The organism is Sphingomonas sp. Leaf30 (genome assembly GCF_001422525.1).
Classification (GTDB): Bacteria; Pseudomonadota; Alphaproteobacteria; order Sphingomonadales; family Sphingomonadaceae; genus Sphingomonas; species Sphingomonas aerolata.
Genome location: NZ_LMKZ01000002.1, coordinates 422,878 through 438,904, shown reverse-complemented (window position 1 = coordinate 438,904; position 16,027 = coordinate 422,878). Strand labels below are relative to the sequence as shown.

19 protein-coding genes and 1 tRNA gene are annotated in these 16,027 nt (G+C 66.6%); 14 read left to right on the top strand and 6 right to left on the bottom strand.

All coding sequences use genetic code 11. From position 1 onward, the window contains the following. Positions 1–203: COX15/CtaA family protein (locus tag ASE89_RS21140; protein ID WP_236701678.1), on the bottom strand; the 203-nt coding region annotated here is incomplete at its 3' end. Between the two features lie 229 nt (positions 204–432). Between ASE89_RS21140 and ASE89_RS08665 the strand changes: the two genes are divergently transcribed. From ASE89_RS08665 to ASE89_RS20295, 4 genes are all read left to right on the top strand, one after another. Beyond that, on the top strand, positions 433–831 hold the full coding sequence (locus ASE89_RS08665; protein WP_051916566.1) for a MerC domain-containing protein: 399 nt from the start codon (positions 433–435) through the stop codon (positions 829–831). A 73-nt stretch (positions 832–904) separates the two neighbouring features. Next, on the top strand, positions 905–1,378 hold the full coding sequence (locus ASE89_RS08660) for a Fur family transcriptional regulator (RefSeq protein ID WP_056676130.1): 474 nt from the start codon (positions 905–907) through the stop codon (positions 1,376–1,378). 127 nt (positions 1,379–1,505) lie between these two features. Then, positions 1,506–3,428, top strand: a complete 1,923-nt coding sequence (gene dxs, locus ASE89_RS08655) for a 1-deoxy-D-xylulose-5-phosphate synthase (protein ID WP_056676127.1) — start codon at positions 1,506–1,508, stop codon at positions 3,426–3,428. Continuing rightward, positions 3,425–3,589, top strand: a complete 165-nt coding sequence (locus tag ASE89_RS20295; protein WP_156363369.1) for a hypothetical protein — start codon at positions 3,425–3,427, stop codon at positions 3,587–3,589. Before dxs ends, ASE89_RS20295 begins: the two co-directional genes overlap by 4 nt. Before the next feature lie 29 nt (positions 3,590–3,618). Here the strand turns inward: ASE89_RS20295 and ASE89_RS08650 are convergent, their stop codons facing one another. Further along, the gene (locus tag ASE89_RS08650) at positions 3,619–4,290 is read right to left on the bottom strand and encodes an RBBP9/YdeN family alpha/beta hydrolase (protein WP_056676122.1); all 672 of its coding nucleotides are present in this window, start codon (positions 4,288–4,290) and stop codon (positions 3,619–3,621) included. 187 nt (positions 4,291–4,477) lie between these two features. Between ASE89_RS08650 and ASE89_RS08645 the strand changes: the two genes are divergently transcribed. The 5 genes from ASE89_RS08645 (at position 4,478) to ASE89_RS08625 (ending at position 7,661) form a co-directional block, all read left to right on the top strand. Next, positions 4,478–5,227: a TlyA family RNA methyltransferase gene (locus ASE89_RS08645; protein ID WP_056676119.1), complete on the top strand. Its 750-nt coding sequence runs from the start codon at positions 4,478–4,480 to the stop codon at positions 5,225–5,227. 171 nt (positions 5,228–5,398) lie between these two features. Beyond that, the gene (locus ASE89_RS08640) at positions 5,399–5,917 is read left to right on the top strand and encodes a TspO/MBR family protein (protein ID WP_056676116.1); all 519 of its coding nucleotides are present in this window, start codon (positions 5,399–5,401) and stop codon (positions 5,915–5,917) included. 38 nt (positions 5,918–5,955) lie between these two features. Beyond that, complete coding sequence (locus tag ASE89_RS08635) at positions 5,956–6,210, top strand: accessory factor UbiK family protein (protein ID WP_031395657.1); 255 nt, start codon at positions 5,956–5,958, stop codon at positions 6,208–6,210. Positions 6,211–6,307: 97 nt separating this feature from the next. Beyond that, positions 6,308–6,814: a YbjN domain-containing protein gene (locus tag ASE89_RS08630; protein WP_031395656.1), complete on the top strand. Its 507-nt coding sequence runs from the start codon at positions 6,308–6,310 to the stop codon at positions 6,812–6,814. A 31-nt stretch (positions 6,815–6,845) separates the two neighbouring features. After that, entirely contained in the window at positions 6,846–7,661 is an 816-nt protein-coding gene (locus ASE89_RS08625; protein WP_056676113.1) for a pyrroline-5-carboxylate reductase family protein, read from the top strand. Here ASE89_RS08625 and ASE89_RS08620 read toward each other — a convergent pair whose 3' ends face one another. After that, positions 7,662–8,150 carry a MarR family transcriptional regulator gene (locus tag ASE89_RS08620; RefSeq protein ID WP_031395654.1) on the bottom strand — a complete coding sequence of 163 codons (489 nt, stop codon included), beginning with the start codon at positions 8,148–8,150 and terminating at the stop codon, positions 7,662–7,664. Between the two features lie 106 nt (positions 8,151–8,256). Between ASE89_RS08620 and ASE89_RS08615 the strand changes: the two genes are divergently transcribed. The 3 genes from ASE89_RS08615 to ASE89_RS08605 all read left to right on the top strand — a co-directional run bounded on the left by ASE89_RS08615 (position 8,257) and on the right by ASE89_RS08605 (position 9,958). After that, complete coding sequence (locus ASE89_RS08615; protein WP_156363368.1) at positions 8,257–9,336, top strand: branched-chain amino acid aminotransferase; 1,080 nt, start codon at positions 8,257–8,259, stop codon at positions 9,334–9,336. 52 nt (positions 9,337–9,388) lie between these two features. Then, positions 9,389–9,463, top strand: a tRNA-Gln gene (locus ASE89_RS08610). A gap of 66 nt (positions 9,464–9,529) precedes the next feature. Then, positions 9,530–9,958, top strand: a complete 429-nt coding sequence (locus ASE89_RS08605) for a DUF1810 domain-containing protein (protein ID WP_056676108.1) — start codon at positions 9,530–9,532, stop codon at positions 9,956–9,958. A 21-nt stretch (positions 9,959–9,979) separates the two neighbouring features. Here ASE89_RS08605 and ASE89_RS08600 read toward each other — a convergent pair whose 3' ends face one another. Next, positions 9,980–10,642, bottom strand: a complete 663-nt coding sequence (locus tag ASE89_RS08600) for a Fe2+-dependent dioxygenase (RefSeq protein ID WP_056676100.1) — start codon at positions 10,640–10,642, stop codon at positions 9,980–9,982. Positions 10,643–10,734: 92 nt separating this feature from the next. On the opposite strand from ASE89_RS08600, the gene ASE89_RS08595 reads away from it, so the two are divergent. Next, positions 10,735–11,043: a hypothetical protein gene (locus ASE89_RS08595; protein WP_146163685.1), complete on the top strand. Its 309-nt coding sequence runs from the start codon at positions 10,735–10,737 to the stop codon at positions 11,041–11,043. A gap of 110 nt (positions 11,044–11,153) precedes the next feature. Here the strand turns inward: ASE89_RS08595 and ASE89_RS08590 are convergent, their stop codons facing one another. Beyond that, entirely contained in the window at positions 11,154–13,250 is a 2,097-nt protein-coding gene (locus ASE89_RS08590; protein ID WP_056676094.1) for an alpha/beta hydrolase family protein, read from the bottom strand. Positions 13,251–13,308: 58 nt separating this feature from the next. Then, entirely contained in the window at positions 13,309–14,436 is a 1,128-nt protein-coding gene (locus ASE89_RS08585; protein WP_056676091.1) for a lactonase family protein, read from the bottom strand. A gap of 117 nt (positions 14,437–14,553) precedes the next feature. Between ASE89_RS08585 and ASE89_RS08580 the strand changes: the two genes are divergently transcribed. Next, positions 14,554–15,951, top strand: coding sequence for an ABC1 kinase family protein (locus ASE89_RS08580; RefSeq protein WP_082451343.1), 1,398 nt, complete (start codon positions 14,554–14,556; stop codon positions 15,949–15,951). The last annotated feature ends 76 nt before the right edge of the window (positions 15,952–16,027 follow it).

Below are 16,027 nucleotides of genomic sequence, written 5' to 3'. Positions count from 1 at the left end.
CCCCCCTGCCACTGCGCAAGCGTCAGTGGCGGGATGATGCCGGTGATCGGCTTCCATTCGGTAATCGAGAGGCCAGAATTTGTCAGGCGCGTTATGCCGCCCACGACGACGATGCCGACGATCATCGCCGCGACGAGAAGAAGCCAGGTCGCGACCGCTCGCGGGCGCGCTGTGGACAGGAAGGCGGCACTAGGCTGGAGCATAGCACGGCTCTACGCCTGTCTGACTGGGGCGTCGAGTATCAGGGGTTATCGGCCGCCGGCTTTCTACCGGGCTGGGACACACGCGCGATGCGTTGGGAAAGAGCGCAAGCGCAGGATTGATCACGACATCAATGGAGCGTCCTTTCCTGAAAAAAAGCGAGCAGACTATCGCCGTTCAGCCGAATGTGATGTTGTATCCTTTCCTCTGATGGACTATCTGCTCGGAACGATGTCGACGACCGCCCACCACCATACCCATGCGCATCCGTCCTGGATCGCAGGCCTGGATCGCTATGCGATCGGGCTGTCGGGTCTGTGCATGGTGCACTGCCTGGCAACATCGGTGCTCGTCGCGCTGATGTCGACCGCAGGCGGGGTGCTACTCGATCCCATCTTCCACGAGGTCGGACTGACGATCGCGATCCTGTTCGGTGCAGTTGCGCTGGGGCGCGGCATCCTTCATCATGGCTATGCGATGCCGGCCGCAATGGGGGCATTCGGGCTCGGGATCATGGCGGGGGCGATGACGCTGCCGCATGATTCGGGAAGTGGTGAGACGCTCTGGACGATCATCGGCGTCGCGTTGCTCGCGTTCGGGCACGATCTGAACCGCCGCGCCGACAGCTGAGCCGGGCCGCAGGATCGCCCCGGCGCGGTCGCTGCTTGCCGCGGCTCCTGCGGCACCCTAGATTCACGGCATAATGGCAACGCATTCGCATTCGCATCATGAGCCGCAAGGCGCCGACCTCAACGTTGCCGCACAGGCGACGCTTGAAAAATCGGGCGAGCAGTGGACGACGATGCGCGCCAGCGTGTTTTCCGCGCTGGCTGGCTTCGACAAGCCGGCCTCGGCCTATGACATCGCAGAAGCCGTGTCGAAGGCGGAGGGGCGGCGCGTCGCTGCCAACAGCGTCTACCGGATTCTCGACCTGTTCGTGGGCGCCAATCTCGCGCGACGGGTCGAAAGTGCGAATGCGTATGTCGCCAACGCCCATCCCGATTGCCTTCACGACTGCATCTTCCTGGTGTGTGATTCGTGCGGGCAGACGACGCATATCGACAATGACGTGATCACCCGCGGCGTCCGCAACGCGGCGGTTTCGGCTGGTTTCGTCCCTATCCGCCCGGTCATCGAAGTGCGCGGCCGGTGTGCCGCATGCGAGGCGCAGCGCTGATCTAGGACGGCTTCCAGCGCCATGACGGGGTGACCAATCTGGCGTCGCTGCGTAGAAATATCTGCGGATGGCGGGGTTTCGTTCGGTAACAATCGACACCAAACCTGTGCTGCGATAAGCCGGTGGGATGGCAGATACTCTTGTAACCCCGTTGCTCGACACGGTTTCGACCCCCGATGACCTGCGCAAGCTGAAACCCGACCAGCTTCGCCAGCTTGCCGATGAATTGCGGACCGAGACGATTTCGGCCGTCGGCACGACCGGTGGCCACCTCGGATCGGGGCTCGGCGTGGTCGAACTGACGACCGCGATTCACTATGTGTTCGATACGCCGCGCGATCGTCTGGTCTGGGACGTCGGGCATCAATGCTATCCGCACAAGATCCTGACCGGCCGCCGCGACCGGATCCGGACGTTGCGCCAGGGTGGCGGCCTCAGCGGCTTCACCAAGCGGAGCGAGAGCGAATACGACCCGTTCGGCGCTGCGCATTCCTCGACGTCGATCTCGGCCGCGCTCGGCTTCGCGGTCGCCAACAAGATCGCGGGCACGCCGGGCAAGGGCATTGCCGTGATCGGCGACGGCGCGATGTCGGCGGGCATGGCCTATGAGGCGATGAACAATGCCGAGCAGGCGGGCAATCGCCTCGTCGTGATCCTGAACGACAATGACATGTCGATCGCGCCGCCGGTCGGCGGGTTGTCGGCCTATCTTAGCCGGATCGTGTCGAGCCGCGAATTCCTGGGCATTCGCGAGCTTGCCAAGAAGCTCGCGCGCCGCCTGCCGCGGCCGTTCCACAACGCCGCGCGGAAGACCGACGAGTTCGCCCGCGGCATGACGATGGGCGGTACGCTGTTCGAGGAACTCGGCTTTTATTATGTCGGGCCGATCGATGGGCATAATCTCGAGCATCTGATTCCCGTGCTCGAGAATGTGCGCGACGCGGAGGAGGGCCCGATCCTCGTCCATGTCGTGACCAAGAAGGGCAAGGGCTATGCGCCCGCCGAGGCCGCGGCCGACAAATATCACGGCGTGCAGAAGTTCGACGTGATCTCGGGCGTGCAGACCAAGGCCCCGCCGGGACCGCCGCAATATCAGAACGTCTTCGGCGCGCAGCTCGTCGCCGAGGCTGCCAAGGACGACCGGATCTGTGCGATCACCGCAGCGATGCCGTCCGGCACCGGCCTCGATGCCTTTGCCAAGGCCTATCCCGACCGCTTCTTCGATGTCGGCATTGCCGAACAGCACGGCGTGACGTTCGCGGCAGGACTCGCGGCACAGGGGATGCGGCCGTTCTGCGCGATTTACTCGACGTTCCTGCAGCGCGCCTATGACCAGGTCGTGCACGACGTCGCGATCCAGAACCTGCCGGTGCGCTTTGCGATCGACCGCGCCGGGCTGGTCGGCGCGGATGGGGCGACGCACGCCGGATCGTTCGACGTGACCTATCTCGCGACGCTGCCGAATTTCGTCGTGATGGCGGCGGCGGACGAAGCCGAGCTGGTCCATATGACACACACCGCGGCGCAGTATGACACCGGCCCGATCGCGGTGCGCTACCCGCGCGGCAACGGCACGGGCGTCGCCTTGCCTGCCACGCCCGAACTGCTTGAAATCGGCAAGGGCCGGATCGTTCGCGAGGGCAAGGCCGTGGCGATCCTGTCGCTCGGCACGCGGCTCGAGGAAGCATTGAAGGCCGCCGATGTGCTCGAGGCCAAGGGGCTGTCGACCACCGTCGCCGATCTGCGATTCGCCAAGCCGCTCGACGTCGAGATGATCCGCAAGCTGCTGACCACGCACGAGGTCGCTGTCACGATCGAGGAGGGCGCGGTCGGCGGTTTCGGGGCGCATGTGCTGACGCTGGCCAGCGACGAGGGGCTGATCGATGGCGGGCTGAAGCTGCGCACGCTGCGTCTGCCGGATCTCTTCCAGGATCAGGACAAGCCCGACGCGCAATATGCCGAGGCCGGGCTCGATGCGGCGGCGCTGGTGGAAACCGTGCTCAAGGCGCTGCGCCATAATTCGGGCGGGGTTGCCGAAGCGCGCGCATGACCGGGCCGACCAAGGCCATCGTGATCATCGCGCTCGCGGTGATCGTGATGGTGTCGCTGAACATCGCCATGTGGCGGCGGATGCGTGCCGGGCTGGCCGCGGCGCGCGCCGCGGACCAGCAGGATCAGCAGACGGGGGCAGACGACACACTGCGCGGTTGATCCGGAACGACTGCCCGACCCGCGCCTGCCTATCTGCCCAGATAGTGGGACTGGGCCGCGTCGGTTGCGCTGACGGCGAGGATCGATCGCGCCTGGCTCGGCGGCAGCGCTTGCCCGTGACCGTCGCCACTCGCGGCGATCACCCGCTCGAGCAGATCCTGTCCCTCGCGCCACCAGCCGATACCGCTCACGGCATTGAGATGCCCCTGCGGGCCGGCATCGACGAAATGACTGCCCCAGTCGGCGGCCATGCTGTGCGCGCGGTCGGGCGTGACCCAGGGATCGTCGCTGCTCGCGACGACGATCGAGGGGAAGGGCAGGGGGCCGCGCGGGGTCGGTGAAAAGCCCTTGAGCTCGGCCTGGGCCCCACCGCGATCGACATCGGCGGGCGCGACGAGCAATGCCCCCGCGACGGGCCAGCCATAGGGTTGCGGGCTGAGTTCGGCCCACCACGCCACCGCAAGGCAACCGAGGCTGTGCGCGGCTAGGATGACGGGGGCCTGCGCGCGCCGGATCGCCTCGTCGAGTCGCGTGACCCAGGCGTTGCGATGCGGCGTGTTCCACATCCCCAGTTCGACCCGGACGGTATCCGGCCGGGCATCTTCCCACAGGGTCTGCCAGTGTGACGGGCCGGATCCGCCGAGCCCGGGGACGGTCAGGATGGTCGGCTGAACGCTATCATATGGTGCAAAAGAACCCACGACGCCTCTCCTTCTCCAGACCCCCGGAGCCCGGGGGTAGGATCGTGATCGATCGACGCTCTAGGGGACGTCGGCCGATCACGATCCCTGTCCGCAAGATAATCCTACCAGTTCAGTGGGCAATAGACATTGCGGCGAAAGGAAGGCAGCTTGCGATGATCGGACGCCGGGGCGATAGGCTGGGCGTATGGCAAAGCAACGCGCGGACCAGATGCTGGTCGACAGGGGACTGGTCGAGTCGCGGACGCGCGCGCAGGCGCTGATCATGGCGGGGCTGGTCTTTGCCGGCACGCGCAAGGTCGACAAGCCGGGGCAGACGCTGGCGGACGACGTCGTGCTCGACGTCCGGGGCCGCGATCACCCCTGGGTGTCACGCGGCGGGATCAAGCTCGCGCACGGGCTCGCACATTTCGGCTGGATGGTCACGGACGCGGTGGCGATCGACGTCGGCTCGTCGACCGGCGGGTTTACCGACGTGCTGCTCAGCAACGGGGTCGCCCGCGTCTATGCCGTCGACAGCGGGACCAACCAGCTTGCGTGGAAACTCCGCCAGAACCCGCGCGTGATCGTCCATGAACAGACCAGCGCGCGCATCCTGACCGACGCGCATATCCCCGAACCGGTCGACCTGATCGTCTGCGATGCGAGCTTTATCGGGCTGGCCAAGGTGCTCGAGCGACCGATTAGGTTCGCACGTCCCGGCGCGCGGCTGCTCGCGCTCGTCAAGCCGCAGTTCGAGGCAGGACGCGAAGAGGTCGGAAAGGGCGGCGTGATCCGCGATCCGGCCGTCCATGCGCGCGTCTGCGGCGAGGTCGCGGCCTGGTTCGAGGCACAGGGCTGGCAGGTCGAGGGCGTCGTCGAGAGCCCGATCACCGGTCCCGAGGGCAATATCGAGTTCCTGATCGCCGCGCATGCGGTCGCCGCGCCACGCGGCTGAGGATCCCGATGCTACCCGCGCTGGACCCGGATCGGCCATCGCAGAATGACACACTTCCCGATCGGTACATGCATGTTGCGGTTTACGGCAGGGCGTTCCCGCGGCAGGACTAAGGCGATCAGTCGTGAAAGGACGTATGTGGGAGGCATCGCTTCGAAGGGCCAGCTGAGGATGTCGTTCCTGCGCTGGGCGATCGTGACCGTTCCGTTGATCGTCCTGCTGGGCTTTCTGGCCGGGCGCGCGGTCCCGGTGGGGAGCGAAAGTGCCTGGTACACCGCCCTGGTGAAGCCCGCGCTCACTCCGCCAGGCTGGGTGTTTCCGGTCGCCTGGTCGACGCTCTACGTGCTGCTCGGCCTGGCTCTCGCAATGATCCTCAATGCGCGCGGCGCGCTGGGGCGGGGGCGCGCGATCGCCTTGTTTGCCGCGCAGTTCGTGTTGAATCTTGCCTGGACGCCATTGTTCTTCGGCGCGCACCGAATCGGGGCGTCGGTGCTCGTCATCGTCGCGATGTTGCTGCTCTCGATCGCGGCGACATTCCTGTTCGCGCGCATCCGGCGCGGGGCGGCGTGGCTGATGGTGCCCTATATGGTGTGGATCAGCTTTGCGGGAATGCTCACATACGGTATAGGCCGGCTCAACCCCGAGGCCGAAACCCTTGTGCCGACGACGCGCACCTCCCAGATGTTGTGAAGAGGCGCGCCGCGCGAGTTACTAGCAGGATGATGACAATGCAGTCCGAAAACCGGATGTTCGACGATTTCGTGAAGGTCCTGAACGGCGCCGCAGGAACCTTTGCCGGTGTCGGCCGCGAAGCGCAGTCGGGAGTTCGCGAGCGTGCCCGCGAATGGCTCGGCGGCCTCGATTTCGTGAGCCGTGAGGAGTTCGACGCGGTCAAGTCGATGGCGGCTGCGGCGCGCGACGAAAATGATGCGCTGAAGGCCCGGCTCGACGCTCTCGAAGCAAAAATGCAGGTCGGCGTCTGACTTTTCCACAGATTTCTGGGCATTCGGATCGAACGGGGTTGTCGGAGCATTTTTGCCCCGGCACCCTTTGTCGCGTGACAAGGAGTGCCAGGACGTAATGATGCTCGACCACGCCGACCATGACCAGGACGATGCTGCGCCCATCGACATGCTCGAAGCCTATTATGCTGCGCATGGATGGGAGCACGAACGTCACGACGACGAGATCGTCGCGACCGTAAAGGGCAGCTGGACGACGTACGAGCTGCGCGCCCTGTGGCGCGAGGACGACAGCGTGCTGCAGTTCCTGGCGTTTCCGGACATCAAGGTGCCCGATGAACGGCGTCAGGCGGTCTACGAGACGATCGGGCTCGCCAACGAGCAGCTCTGGATCGGCCATTTCGAACTCTGGTCGACGAGCGGAATCCTGCTGTTCCGTCACGCGGCGATGGTCGATGGCGGTGAGGATGGCACGATGTCGCTGTCGGCCGCCGAACTGCTCGTCGAATCGGCGATCGAGGAATGCGAGCGTTTCTATCCAGTGTTCCAGTTCGTCCTGTGGGGCGGGAAGACGCCCGCGGATGCGCTTGCCTCGGCATTGATCGAAACCCAGGGCGAGGCGTGATCGCGCGCGTTTCCCCGGGCGCGGCGTGCCGATGACCGGGCGGATCCTGATGATCGGCTGTGGCAATATGGGCGGGGCGATGCTGGCCCGCTGGCTTGCCGACGGCCTTTCACCTGACAGCGTGACCGTCGTCAGCCCCAGTATGCGCGTGATGCCACCCGGTGTGCACGTCGTCGCCGCGGTGCCCGACCCCGACGACTTTTCCGCTGAAACCGTCATGCTCGCGCTGAAGCCGCAGCAGCTTGGCGCGCTGAAGACGCCCGTTTTCGCGCGCTATGCGCCAAAGCTGCTGATTTCGATCCTCGCGGGGGTCGAGATCGCCGCACTCGACCGTCTGTCCCAGGCGCAGGCGGTGGTTCGAGCGATGCCCAACCTGCCGGTTGCGATCGGCCGCGGCGTGGTTGCGCTGCACGGCGCAACGGATGACGGCGCGGCGCGTGCGACCGCAGAGGCGTTGATGACCCCGCTCGGTCTGGTCGAGTGGATCGCCGCAGAGGCGCAGTTCGATGCCGTTACCGCGCTCGCGGGATGCGGGCCGGGATTCGTGTTCCGTTTTGCCGACGCGCTGGCCAAGGCGGGGCAGGCGCTCGGCCTGCCGGCGGATCAGGCGGCGCGACTCGCGATCGCGACGCTCGACGGATCTGCGCAGATGGCCGGCGTAGCCGACGTTTCGCCGGCGGTACTGGCGGACCGGGTCGCGAGCCCGGGTGGATCGACGCGGGAAGGCTTGAACGTGCTCGACGACGGCGATGCACTGGTCACCCTGCTGTCCCGCACGCTGGCGGCGTCGGCACGACGCAATGCGGAGATGGCGGCAAACGCCCGCGGCGACCGCGCGCCGCGCTAGTTAGCCGCGCAGCTTGATGACCTGCTCGCGTTCCTCTTCGGGGATCAGGCCTTCTAGCACCGCCCAATAGCCCGCAACCGCACCGTGGCCGGCGTGATTATAGGCTGCGGACATCTTCTGTCGCGCGGCTTCGAACAGGTCGCTTTCCATCTTGCTGCCGACCGGCGTCAAGCGCAGCAGCCGCTGACGCCGGTCACGATCGCCGGGACGAACCTCGATAAAGCCGCGATCGCTGAGTTCGTTCAGCACGCGACCGAGTGACTGTTTGGTGATCGCCAGCAGCGACAGCAGTTCGCTGACCGTCATGTCCGGTTTGCGGGCGATGAAATACAGGGCGCGGTGGTGCGCGCGCCCCAGCCCCTGCTCCGCGAGCCCCGCATCGATCGACCGGACCAGATGGCTCTGACCGAAGTACAGGAGTTCCATGCCGCGACGCAGTTCGGGTTCGCGAAGAAACAGGGGTGAAGCGGGTGATGCTGAGGCAGCCATGTTGACCGGTTTAGTCTTCGGTCCTAGTCGACGGCAAGCCGTGGAAAGAGAGAAAAATTCAATGCATCCTCCGTTGTCGCAGGCCTCATCGTCCCCAGACGCGAGCATGACATTTTCGTTCGAACCGTGTGGCGATCCGGTCGCTGCGAACGAGCGTGCGCAGCGCCTGATCGATCCCGGCTTCGGCCGGGTCTTTACCGACCATATGGCGATGATCCGCTTCAGTGACGCGAAGGGCTGGCATGATGCCAGGATCACGACGCGCGCGCCGATCATGATGGATCCCGCATCGTCGGTTCTGCACTATGCGCAAGAAATCTTCGAAGGAATGAAGGCCTATCGACTCGCCGATGGCGGCACCGCGCTCTTCCGGCCCGAAGCCAATGCGCGGCGTTTCCAGGATTCGGCACGCCGGATGGCGATGCCCGAGCTTCCCGAATCGCTGTTCCTCGAATCGGTCGAGCGCCTGGTCCGGACGGATCAGGACTGGATTCCCGACAGCGACGGCGGCGCGCTGTATCTGCGGCCGTTCATGTTCGCGAGCGAGGTGTTCCTGGGGGTCAAGCCGAGCGCCGAATATCTCTACATGGTGCTCGCCTCGTCGGTCGGTGCCTATTTCAAGGGCGGTGCCTCCGCGGTCTCGATCTGGGTCAGCCAGCATTATACGCGTGCGGCACAGGGCGGCACGGGCGCGGCGAAGTGCGGCGGCAACTACGCCGCCAGCCTGCTCGCGCAGAAGGAAGCGATCAGCCAGGGCTGTGACCAGGTCGTCTTCCTCGATGCGGTCGAGCGCCGCTGGGTCGAGGAACTCGGCGGCATGAACGTCTTCTTCGTCTTCAAGGACGGCAGCCTGTCGACCCCCGCGCTCACGGGCACGATCCTGCCCGGCATCACCCGCGATTCGATCCTGACGCTCGCGCGGGCGCAGGGGATCACGGTGCGCGAGGAGCCCTATGCGATCGACCAGTGGCGCGCCGACGCGGCGAGCGGCAAGCTTGTCGAGGCGTTCGCCTGCGGCACCGCCGCGGTCGTGACCCCGATCGGGACCGTCGCGTCGCCCGAGGGCCGCTTCACGATCGGCGGCGGCGAGCCGGGCGCGATGACGCTGCGGATCCGCGATTCGCTCGTCGCGATCCAGCGCGGTCTGGCGCCGGATGCCAATGGGTGGGTCCATCGACTCGATTAAGACGCGATAGGGCTTTTCTCGTCGGGGCGCGCCGCTATAAGGCCGCCTCTGCTGGGGCGTCGCCAAGTGGTAAGGCAGCGGCTTTTGATGCCGCCATGCGCAGGTTCGAACCCTGCCGCCCCAGCCAGTCCTTCCTGCGTCCATCGATTCTGCCATATGTGGAGAGTTGAGGATTGAGTGAAAGCAGGCGGTTATGACCTATCCTTATGATCTTGAACGATTCGTCACTGCGCAGGCGGCAGTCTACGAGTCCGCGCTTGCCGAGATACGCCGCGGCGCCAAGCGTAGTCACTGGATGTGGTTCATCTTCCCGCAGGCTGCCGGGCTCGGACGAAGCCCGATGGCGCAGCATTATGCGATCGTGTCACTCGAGGAAGCGCGGGCCTATCTCGCGCATCCGGTGCTCGGGGCGCGTCTACGGCAATGCGTGGAAGCGCTCGACGCGCTGACGGGGGTGACCGCCCGGGCCGTTTTCGGTGAGGTCGATGCGATGAAGCTGCGATCGTCGCTGACGCTGTTTCGCGAGGCGGGGAATGATCCGCTGTTCGGCGCAGCGCTCGATCGCTGGTTTGCCGGGACGAGCGACGCGGCCACGCTTGCTCTCATCGACAGATCAAGCTGACGGCGATCCACGCCGCGCCGTTCAGTCCTCGGCCCAGCGCCGGAGCAGGTTGGATTGCGTCTTGGCGAGCAGGTCGAGTTCGGGCGTCTTGCCCAGCCGCTCGAACAGCGCGTGGCGGGCGGTTTCGAGATCGAACAGCAGTTCCCGTGCATCCGCGTCCCGAACGAGGCTCCGGACCCAAGTCACCGCGGCAAGCCGCTCGCCCGACACGACTGGCGCCACGCGGTGCAGCGAGGTCGTCGGATAGCAGACCGCCGAGCCCGCAGGCAGCTTGACGTCCTGTTCGCCGGCGGCGGATTCGATCACCAGTTCGCCGCCGTCATAATCCTCAGGCTCGCTGAGGAAGACCGTCACCGACACATCGGTCCGCATCCCGCCCATGATCGCATCGTCGACATGACTGCCATAGGCCATGCCCGCATCATAGCGGCTGAAGAGCGGCGGGCGGACGACATGCGGTCGCGTCGCCATGCGGAACAGGGCATTGTCGAGCAACCGGTCGACGACGAGGTCCTGCATCTCGGCGAGCAACGGGTCGCCGCGGTCGACCTGTTCGTTGCGTTTGACCGTTCGTGCCTCGCGCCCCGCCGTCCGTCGGCCGTCGACATAGCGGGTCTTGCGCATATTATCTCGCAGCCGCTGGAGATTGTCCGCATCCAGGACGTTGGCAATCATGATCATCATGGGAAATCTCGCAAATCCGGCATGGAGCCGGGTGATGCGCCCCTAACAGTTCAGTGCCCTCCCGGCCAACGTGTCAGGACCAAGGAGATAGTATGCGTACAAAATTATGGATGGGCGTCGGCGCCTTTGTGATCGCGCAATCGGGCCAAGCCGTCATCGGGGACGCGGCCGCCAAGCCAATGCCGTCGCCAGCTCAGCAGGTCGGTGAGGGCGAAGGCGAGGGTGAAGGTGAAGGACGGCGGGTCGTTCGGTCGGGCAAGGCTCGGCATGCGGTGACATCGCCGCGGCGCGCGCGCGCGGTGCAGCAGCAGCGTGGCCAGCGCGGCGAAGGCGAATATGAGGGTGGTGAGAACGAGCGCGGCGAGGGTGGCGAAAACGAGGGTGGCGAGGGCGAACGATGAGCCGCCTACGCCGATTGGCGTAACCAGCACTGCCGCACGGACCGGCATGATCCGTGCGGCAGTAACGAGACGGCACCATGGGCATCGCCCCGGCGGTGACGAACGGACGGTCAGTCGGTGCGTGATCCGCTCGGCTTGGCACGATAGCGATCGAACCAGGCGATGATCGCCGAGGCCTTTGCCGCGGATTGCGACGGCCGTGCGGTGAAGCCGCCATGGCTCGCACCCGGCACCTTGACGAGCGCGGTCGGTACGCCGCGAATCTGCAACGCGGCGTAATATTGCTCGGATTCCGAAACCGGCGTGCGGTAATCGTCGCTGCCCACCACGACCAGGGTCGGCGTCTTGACGTTGCCGACGAGACTGAGCGGCGAGCGGTTCCAGTAGCTCATCGGATCCTCCCATGGCAGCTTGCTGAACCAGTAGCGCGACGTGAACAGCGTATTGTCCATCGTCAGCGCCTCGCTCGCCCAGTTGATCACCGGCTTCTGCGTCGCCGCGGCCTTGAACCGGTCGGTCTTGCCGACGATCCAGGCGGTCAACACGCCGCCGCCCGATCCGCCGGTGACGAACAGATTGTCGGGATCCGCGGTCCCATCCGCGATCGCCGCGTCGACCGCGGCGATCAGGTCGCCATAATCGTCGGACGGGTATTTCTTGTCGATCAGGTTGGCGAACTCCTCGCCGTAGGAGGTCGAGCCGCGCGGATTGGTCCACAGCACCGCATAGCCTGCCGCGGCATAGAGCTGCATGTCGGTGGCGAACCCCGGGCCATAGGCGCTGTTCGGCCCACCATGGATTTCCAGGATCAGCGGCACGCGCTGGCCGGGCGTGCGATTGGCGGGCGTTGCGAGCCACGCGTCGATCGCGCGGCCATCAGGCGCGGTCACCGCGATCTTGCGGATCGGCGCGAGCGTCTTGGCGCCGGTCATCACCGCGTTGAGCTGCGTCAGCCGCCGTGACTTGCCACCGCTCGACACCCAGACATCGGCAGGAGCGCTGCCGTCGCCGCCGGTATAGGCGATCGTCCCGCCTCTCGCGACCGAGAACTCGCCCCCGGTATAGGGTCGGTCGAGCCCGCCGCCCGCGACATTGTCGACCAGCGGCGTCGTCCGGCCGTCGAGGCCGATGCGCGCAATCCGGCGCTGGCCGTGATCGTCATAGCTTGCATAGAGGCTGCGCCCGTCGGCGGCCCAAATCGCATCCTCGATCCCGCGATCGAGCGCGGCGGTCAGCGACCGGGGACTGCCGGCGTTGCGGTCGCCGAGGTAGAGCTGCGTATTCTCGTAACTGCGTCGCTTGTCGTCGAAGCCGAGCCACGCGATCCGCGTGCCGTCGGGGGAGATCCGCGGCTGCGCATCGGGGCCGTCGCGGGTCGTCAGCGTCCGCATCGCGCCGCTCGTCGTGTCGACCGCGATGAGGTCCGAATTCATCACCTGCCGCTCGGCTTCGGGCCCACGGATCGCGGCGAACACGATCGCGCGGCCGTCGGGCGTCCATGACAAGGGGCCGCCGTCATCGAACGCGCCGAAGGTGAGCTGTTGCGGCGCGCCGCCGTCCGCCGCGACGACGAACAGATGATCGCGGCCGGGCTTCACATAGCCGGGGCCATCGTTGCGATAATTGACGCGGTCGATCACTGTCAGCGGCTCGGCCCATTTTGCGCCCTCGGGCTTGGGCGGTGCCTTGCCGAGCGTCGTCGCCTCGCCAGCAACGGTCGCGACGTAAGCGAGCCGGGTGCCGTCGGGCGACCAGGCAAGCGCCTGCGGATCGCCGGGAAAGCCCGTCACCCGCGCGCTCGTGCCGGTCGCGATCCAGCGGACGAACAGTTGCGACTGCTCGCCGTCGCGCGCGACATAGGCAACGCGCGTGCCGTCGGGGGACCAGCGCGGGTCTGACCCTTGCGCGGCGAACGGCGACTGGCGACCGGTCGCGACGTCGATCAACCACAGCGACGACTGGACACGGTCGGTCATGACGTCGGCGGTGCGGCGGACATAGACGATCGTGCGTCCGTCAGGGCTGATCTGCGGGTCCGCTGCGATCGACAGGCCGAACAGGTCGGCACCGGTGAAGCGCCGCGTCGGGGCGTCGGCCGGGGCCGCAATCGGCTGCTGCTGCGCGACGGCGGGGGCAGCCGACAACAGGGCGAGAACGAGGGTGAGGCGCAAGCACGGCTCCTTTGACGATGATCGAGGCGCGATCATGCCCGATCCCCCGGCCCGTGCAAGGGCAGGGGCGGGGGCGTCACCGGTCGGGTGATCGTCAGCCGTTCGGCGCGAGGAACACCGCCCCGGGGACGCGCAGCGTTTGATCGGTCGCCGCGAGACGGCCGTCCTTGCCAAGCGCCATGACCGCGATCGTGCCCGACCGCTCGTTCGCGACGAGCATCTGCCGCTGATCCTCGAGCAGGAGGAAGATGCGCGGCCAGTGTTCGCCGGCGGTGATGTGCTGGACGAGGGTCGGCACTCCGTCGCGATCGAGTGCGAACACCGCGATGCTGTCAGCGCCGCGGTTCGAGACGTAGAGGTGCCGGCCGGCGCGATCGATCGCGATGTGCGCGGCCTGGGACGACCCGACATGGCCATCGGGCAGGGTGGATACCTGCGTGCGGGTGGTGAAACGCCCGTCCGGCTGTGCATCGAGCGCGGTCACGGTATTGGCGAGTTCGGCAACGACATAGGCGCGTGGCAGGCGGGGATGCCAGACGAGGTGGCGCGGTCCCGTTCCCGGCGGCGCGCGCCACGCCGGGACCGGTGCGCCAAGGCTGCGCGCTCCCGGATCGAACCGATAGGCGAAGATCGTGTCGGCGCCGAGGTCGACCGAGTGCAGCCAGCGCCGATCGGGGCTGAACCCGACCCAGTGCGCATGCGGGCCCTCCTGACGGCTCTTGTCTCGACCGGTCCCCTCATGGCGGAAGATCGTCGGTTCGCCGGGCGCGCCGGTCGCGGGATCGACGCGGTAGAAGCCGACGCTGCCGCTCGAATAATTGGCGATGGCGAGGCAGCCGGACCCGTCGTCAAACGCGGCATGGCAGGGATCGGCGCCACCCGATGGCATCGTGCCGCGGGCTTTCCAGCCGGGCGCAAAGCCAGTCACCGATCCTTTTGCCTGCTCGCGCAGGACATACCAAAGCCCGGTGCGGGGTGCCCGCACCGCAAACGATGCGTCGTCGATCCCGGCGACCGGCGGTTCGACCTGCCAGCGATTGCGCGCCTGGTCATGCGACAGCGTGTACAGGCCCTTGCCGCCCTCGCGCGCATAGGTGCCGACGAGCACGCGGGCGTCGCGCGGCGATGGCGGCGCGGCGCGCAGACCGGTGGCGAGCGTCGCGGTCGCCATGCCGCAGAGCAATGTGCGGCGGGTGATGTTATTGAAAACAGGTGGCGTCATGGATGGCGGTCCGATGGTTGATCCTCCACCCCAGCTTACCATCTAAGAAGCGGTCTCGCGCAAGGGGCTCTCCAGACCGAGGATAGACCGACGAGCGAAGATCCTGTCATGCCCGGTATGGAGCCGGGCACTCAACAAAATCCACACGCTGATAACGAGTCCGGCTTCGACGCGGGATCGCAATCGCGTGGCGGGCGGTCGATCCCGCGGGGCCGGCTGTCGCGGCTGGGCGTGTTCGGGCGGCTTGCCGGCGGCGTCGCGGGCGGGGTGGTCGCCGAGGGGGCCCGGCGGCTCGCGAGCGGCGAGCGTCCGCGCATGTCGGACCTGCTGCTGACCCCCGCCAACGCGGTGCGCGTCGCGGATCAGCTTTCGCATCTGCGCGGCGCGGCGATGAAGCTCGGCCAGATGGTGTCGATGGACGCGGGCGACATGCTGCCGCCCGAACTGGCGACGATCCTCGCCAGGCTGCGCAACGATGCGCATCACATGCCGCCCGCGCAGCTCGACCGGGTGCTCACGGCCGAATGGGGGAAGGACTGGCGTCGCCGCTTCGCGCATTTCCAGGCTCATCCGGTCGCGGCTGCATCGATCGGCCAGGTGCACCGGGCACGGCTCCCCGACGGACGCGTGCTGGCGATCAAGGTGCAATATCCGGGCGTGAAGGACAGCATCGACGCGGATGTCGACAATGTCGCGACGCTGCTGCGCGTGTCGGGGCTGTTGCCCAAGGAGCTCGACATCACGCGGCTGCTCGGTGACGCGAAACAGCAATTGCACGACGAGGCGGATTATGTCCGCGAGGGCGAGATGCTGGAACGCTATCGCGCGCTGGTGGGCGACGACGCGGGGCTGGTCGTTCCGCAACTCGAGCCGACATTGTCGACCCCGCGCGTGCTGGCGATGGAGTATATCGACTGTACGCCGATCGAGAGCCTCGAAACCGCACCCCAGGATGTACGCGATACGGCCATGGAGCGGCTGATCAGGCTCACGCTGCACGAATTGCTCGACTGGCGGCTGATGCAGACCGATCCCAATTTCGCGAATTATCGCTGGCAGGCCGAGACGGGGCGGATCGTCCTGCTCGACTTCGGGGCCGCGCGCGCGGTGCCGCAGGACGTAGCGGACGGGTATCGCCGGCTGCTGGCCGCGGGGCTCGCCGGACAGCGCGACGCGGTCCGCGAAGCCGCCGTTCAGGCGGGCTTTCTGGGCGAGGCCGCGGTCGTGGGGCATCGGCCGCAGATCGACCACATAATCGACGTGATCCTGGCGGAGATGAACCGGACGGGGCCGTTCGACTTCGGCGATCGCAGCTTCGTCTCTGTGCTGCGGGACGAGGGCGCGGCGATCGCCCGCGACCGGTCGACCTGGCATATCCCGTCGGCCGACATGCTATTCGTGCAACGCAAGATCAGCGGTACCGCGCTGCTCGCCGCACGGCTGAAGGCGCGCGTGGACGTGCGGGCGATGGTCGAACCTTATTGTCCGTCGAATGAAAGCCGTACTGACCTATAAAGGCGATCACTGGCTGCGATTTTCCTGTTTTGCCGCTTATGCTGCGGCGCGGTATCGCGACTCCAAACGTTAAGGC

Bases quoted from the DNA above. Each gene is read 5' to 3' on its own strand.
- ASE89_RS08630 (WP_031395656.1), top strand. From the start codon at position 6,308: ATGATGCTCGACCACGCCGACCATGACCAGGACGATGCTGCGCCCATC.
- ASE89_RS08665 (WP_051916566.1), top strand. From the start codon at position 433: ATGTCGACGACCGCCCACCACCATACCCATGCGCATCCGTCCTGGATC.
- ASE89_RS08580 (WP_082451343.1), top strand. From the start codon at position 14,554: ATGGAGCCGGGCACTCAACAAAATCCACACGCTGATAACGAGTCCGGC.
- ASE89_RS08620 (WP_031395654.1), bottom strand. From the start codon at position 8,150: ATGGCTGCCTCAGCATCACCCGCTTCACCCCTGTTTCTTCGCGAACCC.
- ASE89_RS08605 (WP_056676108.1), top strand. From the start codon at position 9,530: ATGACCTATCCTTATGATCTTGAACGATTCGTCACTGCGCAGGCGGCA.
- ASE89_RS08625 (WP_056676113.1), top strand. From the start codon at position 6,846: ATGACCGGGCGGATCCTGATGATCGGCTGTGGCAATATGGGCGGGGCG.
- ASE89_RS08660 (WP_056676130.1), top strand. From the start codon at position 905: ATGGCAACGCATTCGCATTCGCATCATGAGCCGCAAGGCGCCGACCTC.
- ASE89_RS08595 (WP_146163685.1), top strand. From the start codon at position 10,735: ATGCGTACAAAATTATGGATGGGCGTCGGCGCCTTTGTGATCGCGCAA.
- dxs (WP_056676127.1), top strand. From the start codon at position 1,506: ATGGCAGATACTCTTGTAACCCCGTTGCTCGACACGGTTTCGACCCCC.
- ASE89_RS08590 (WP_056676094.1), bottom strand. From the start codon at position 13,250: ATGATCGCGCCTCGATCATCGTCAAAGGAGCCGTGCTTGCGCCTCACC.
- ASE89_RS08635 (WP_031395657.1), top strand. From the start codon at position 5,956: ATGCAGTCCGAAAACCGGATGTTCGACGATTTCGTGAAGGTCCTGAAC.
- ASE89_RS08615 (WP_156363368.1), top strand. From the start codon at position 8,257: ATGACATTTTCGTTCGAACCGTGTGGCGATCCGGTCGCTGCGAACGAG.
- ASE89_RS08645 (WP_056676119.1), top strand. From the start codon at position 4,478: ATGGCAAAGCAACGCGCGGACCAGATGCTGGTCGACAGGGGACTGGTC.
- ASE89_RS08585 (WP_056676091.1), bottom strand. From the start codon at position 14,436: ATGACGCCACCTGTTTTCAATAACATCACCCGCCGCACATTGCTCTGC.
- ASE89_RS08600 (WP_056676100.1), bottom strand. From the start codon at position 10,642: ATGATGATCATGATTGCCAACGTCCTGGATGCGGACAATCTCCAGCGG.
- ASE89_RS08640 (WP_056676116.1), top strand. From the start codon at position 5,399: ATGTCGTTCCTGCGCTGGGCGATCGTGACCGTTCCGTTGATCGTCCTG.
- ASE89_RS20295 (WP_156363369.1), top strand. From the start codon at position 3,425: ATGACCGGGCCGACCAAGGCCATCGTGATCATCGCGCTCGCGGTGATC.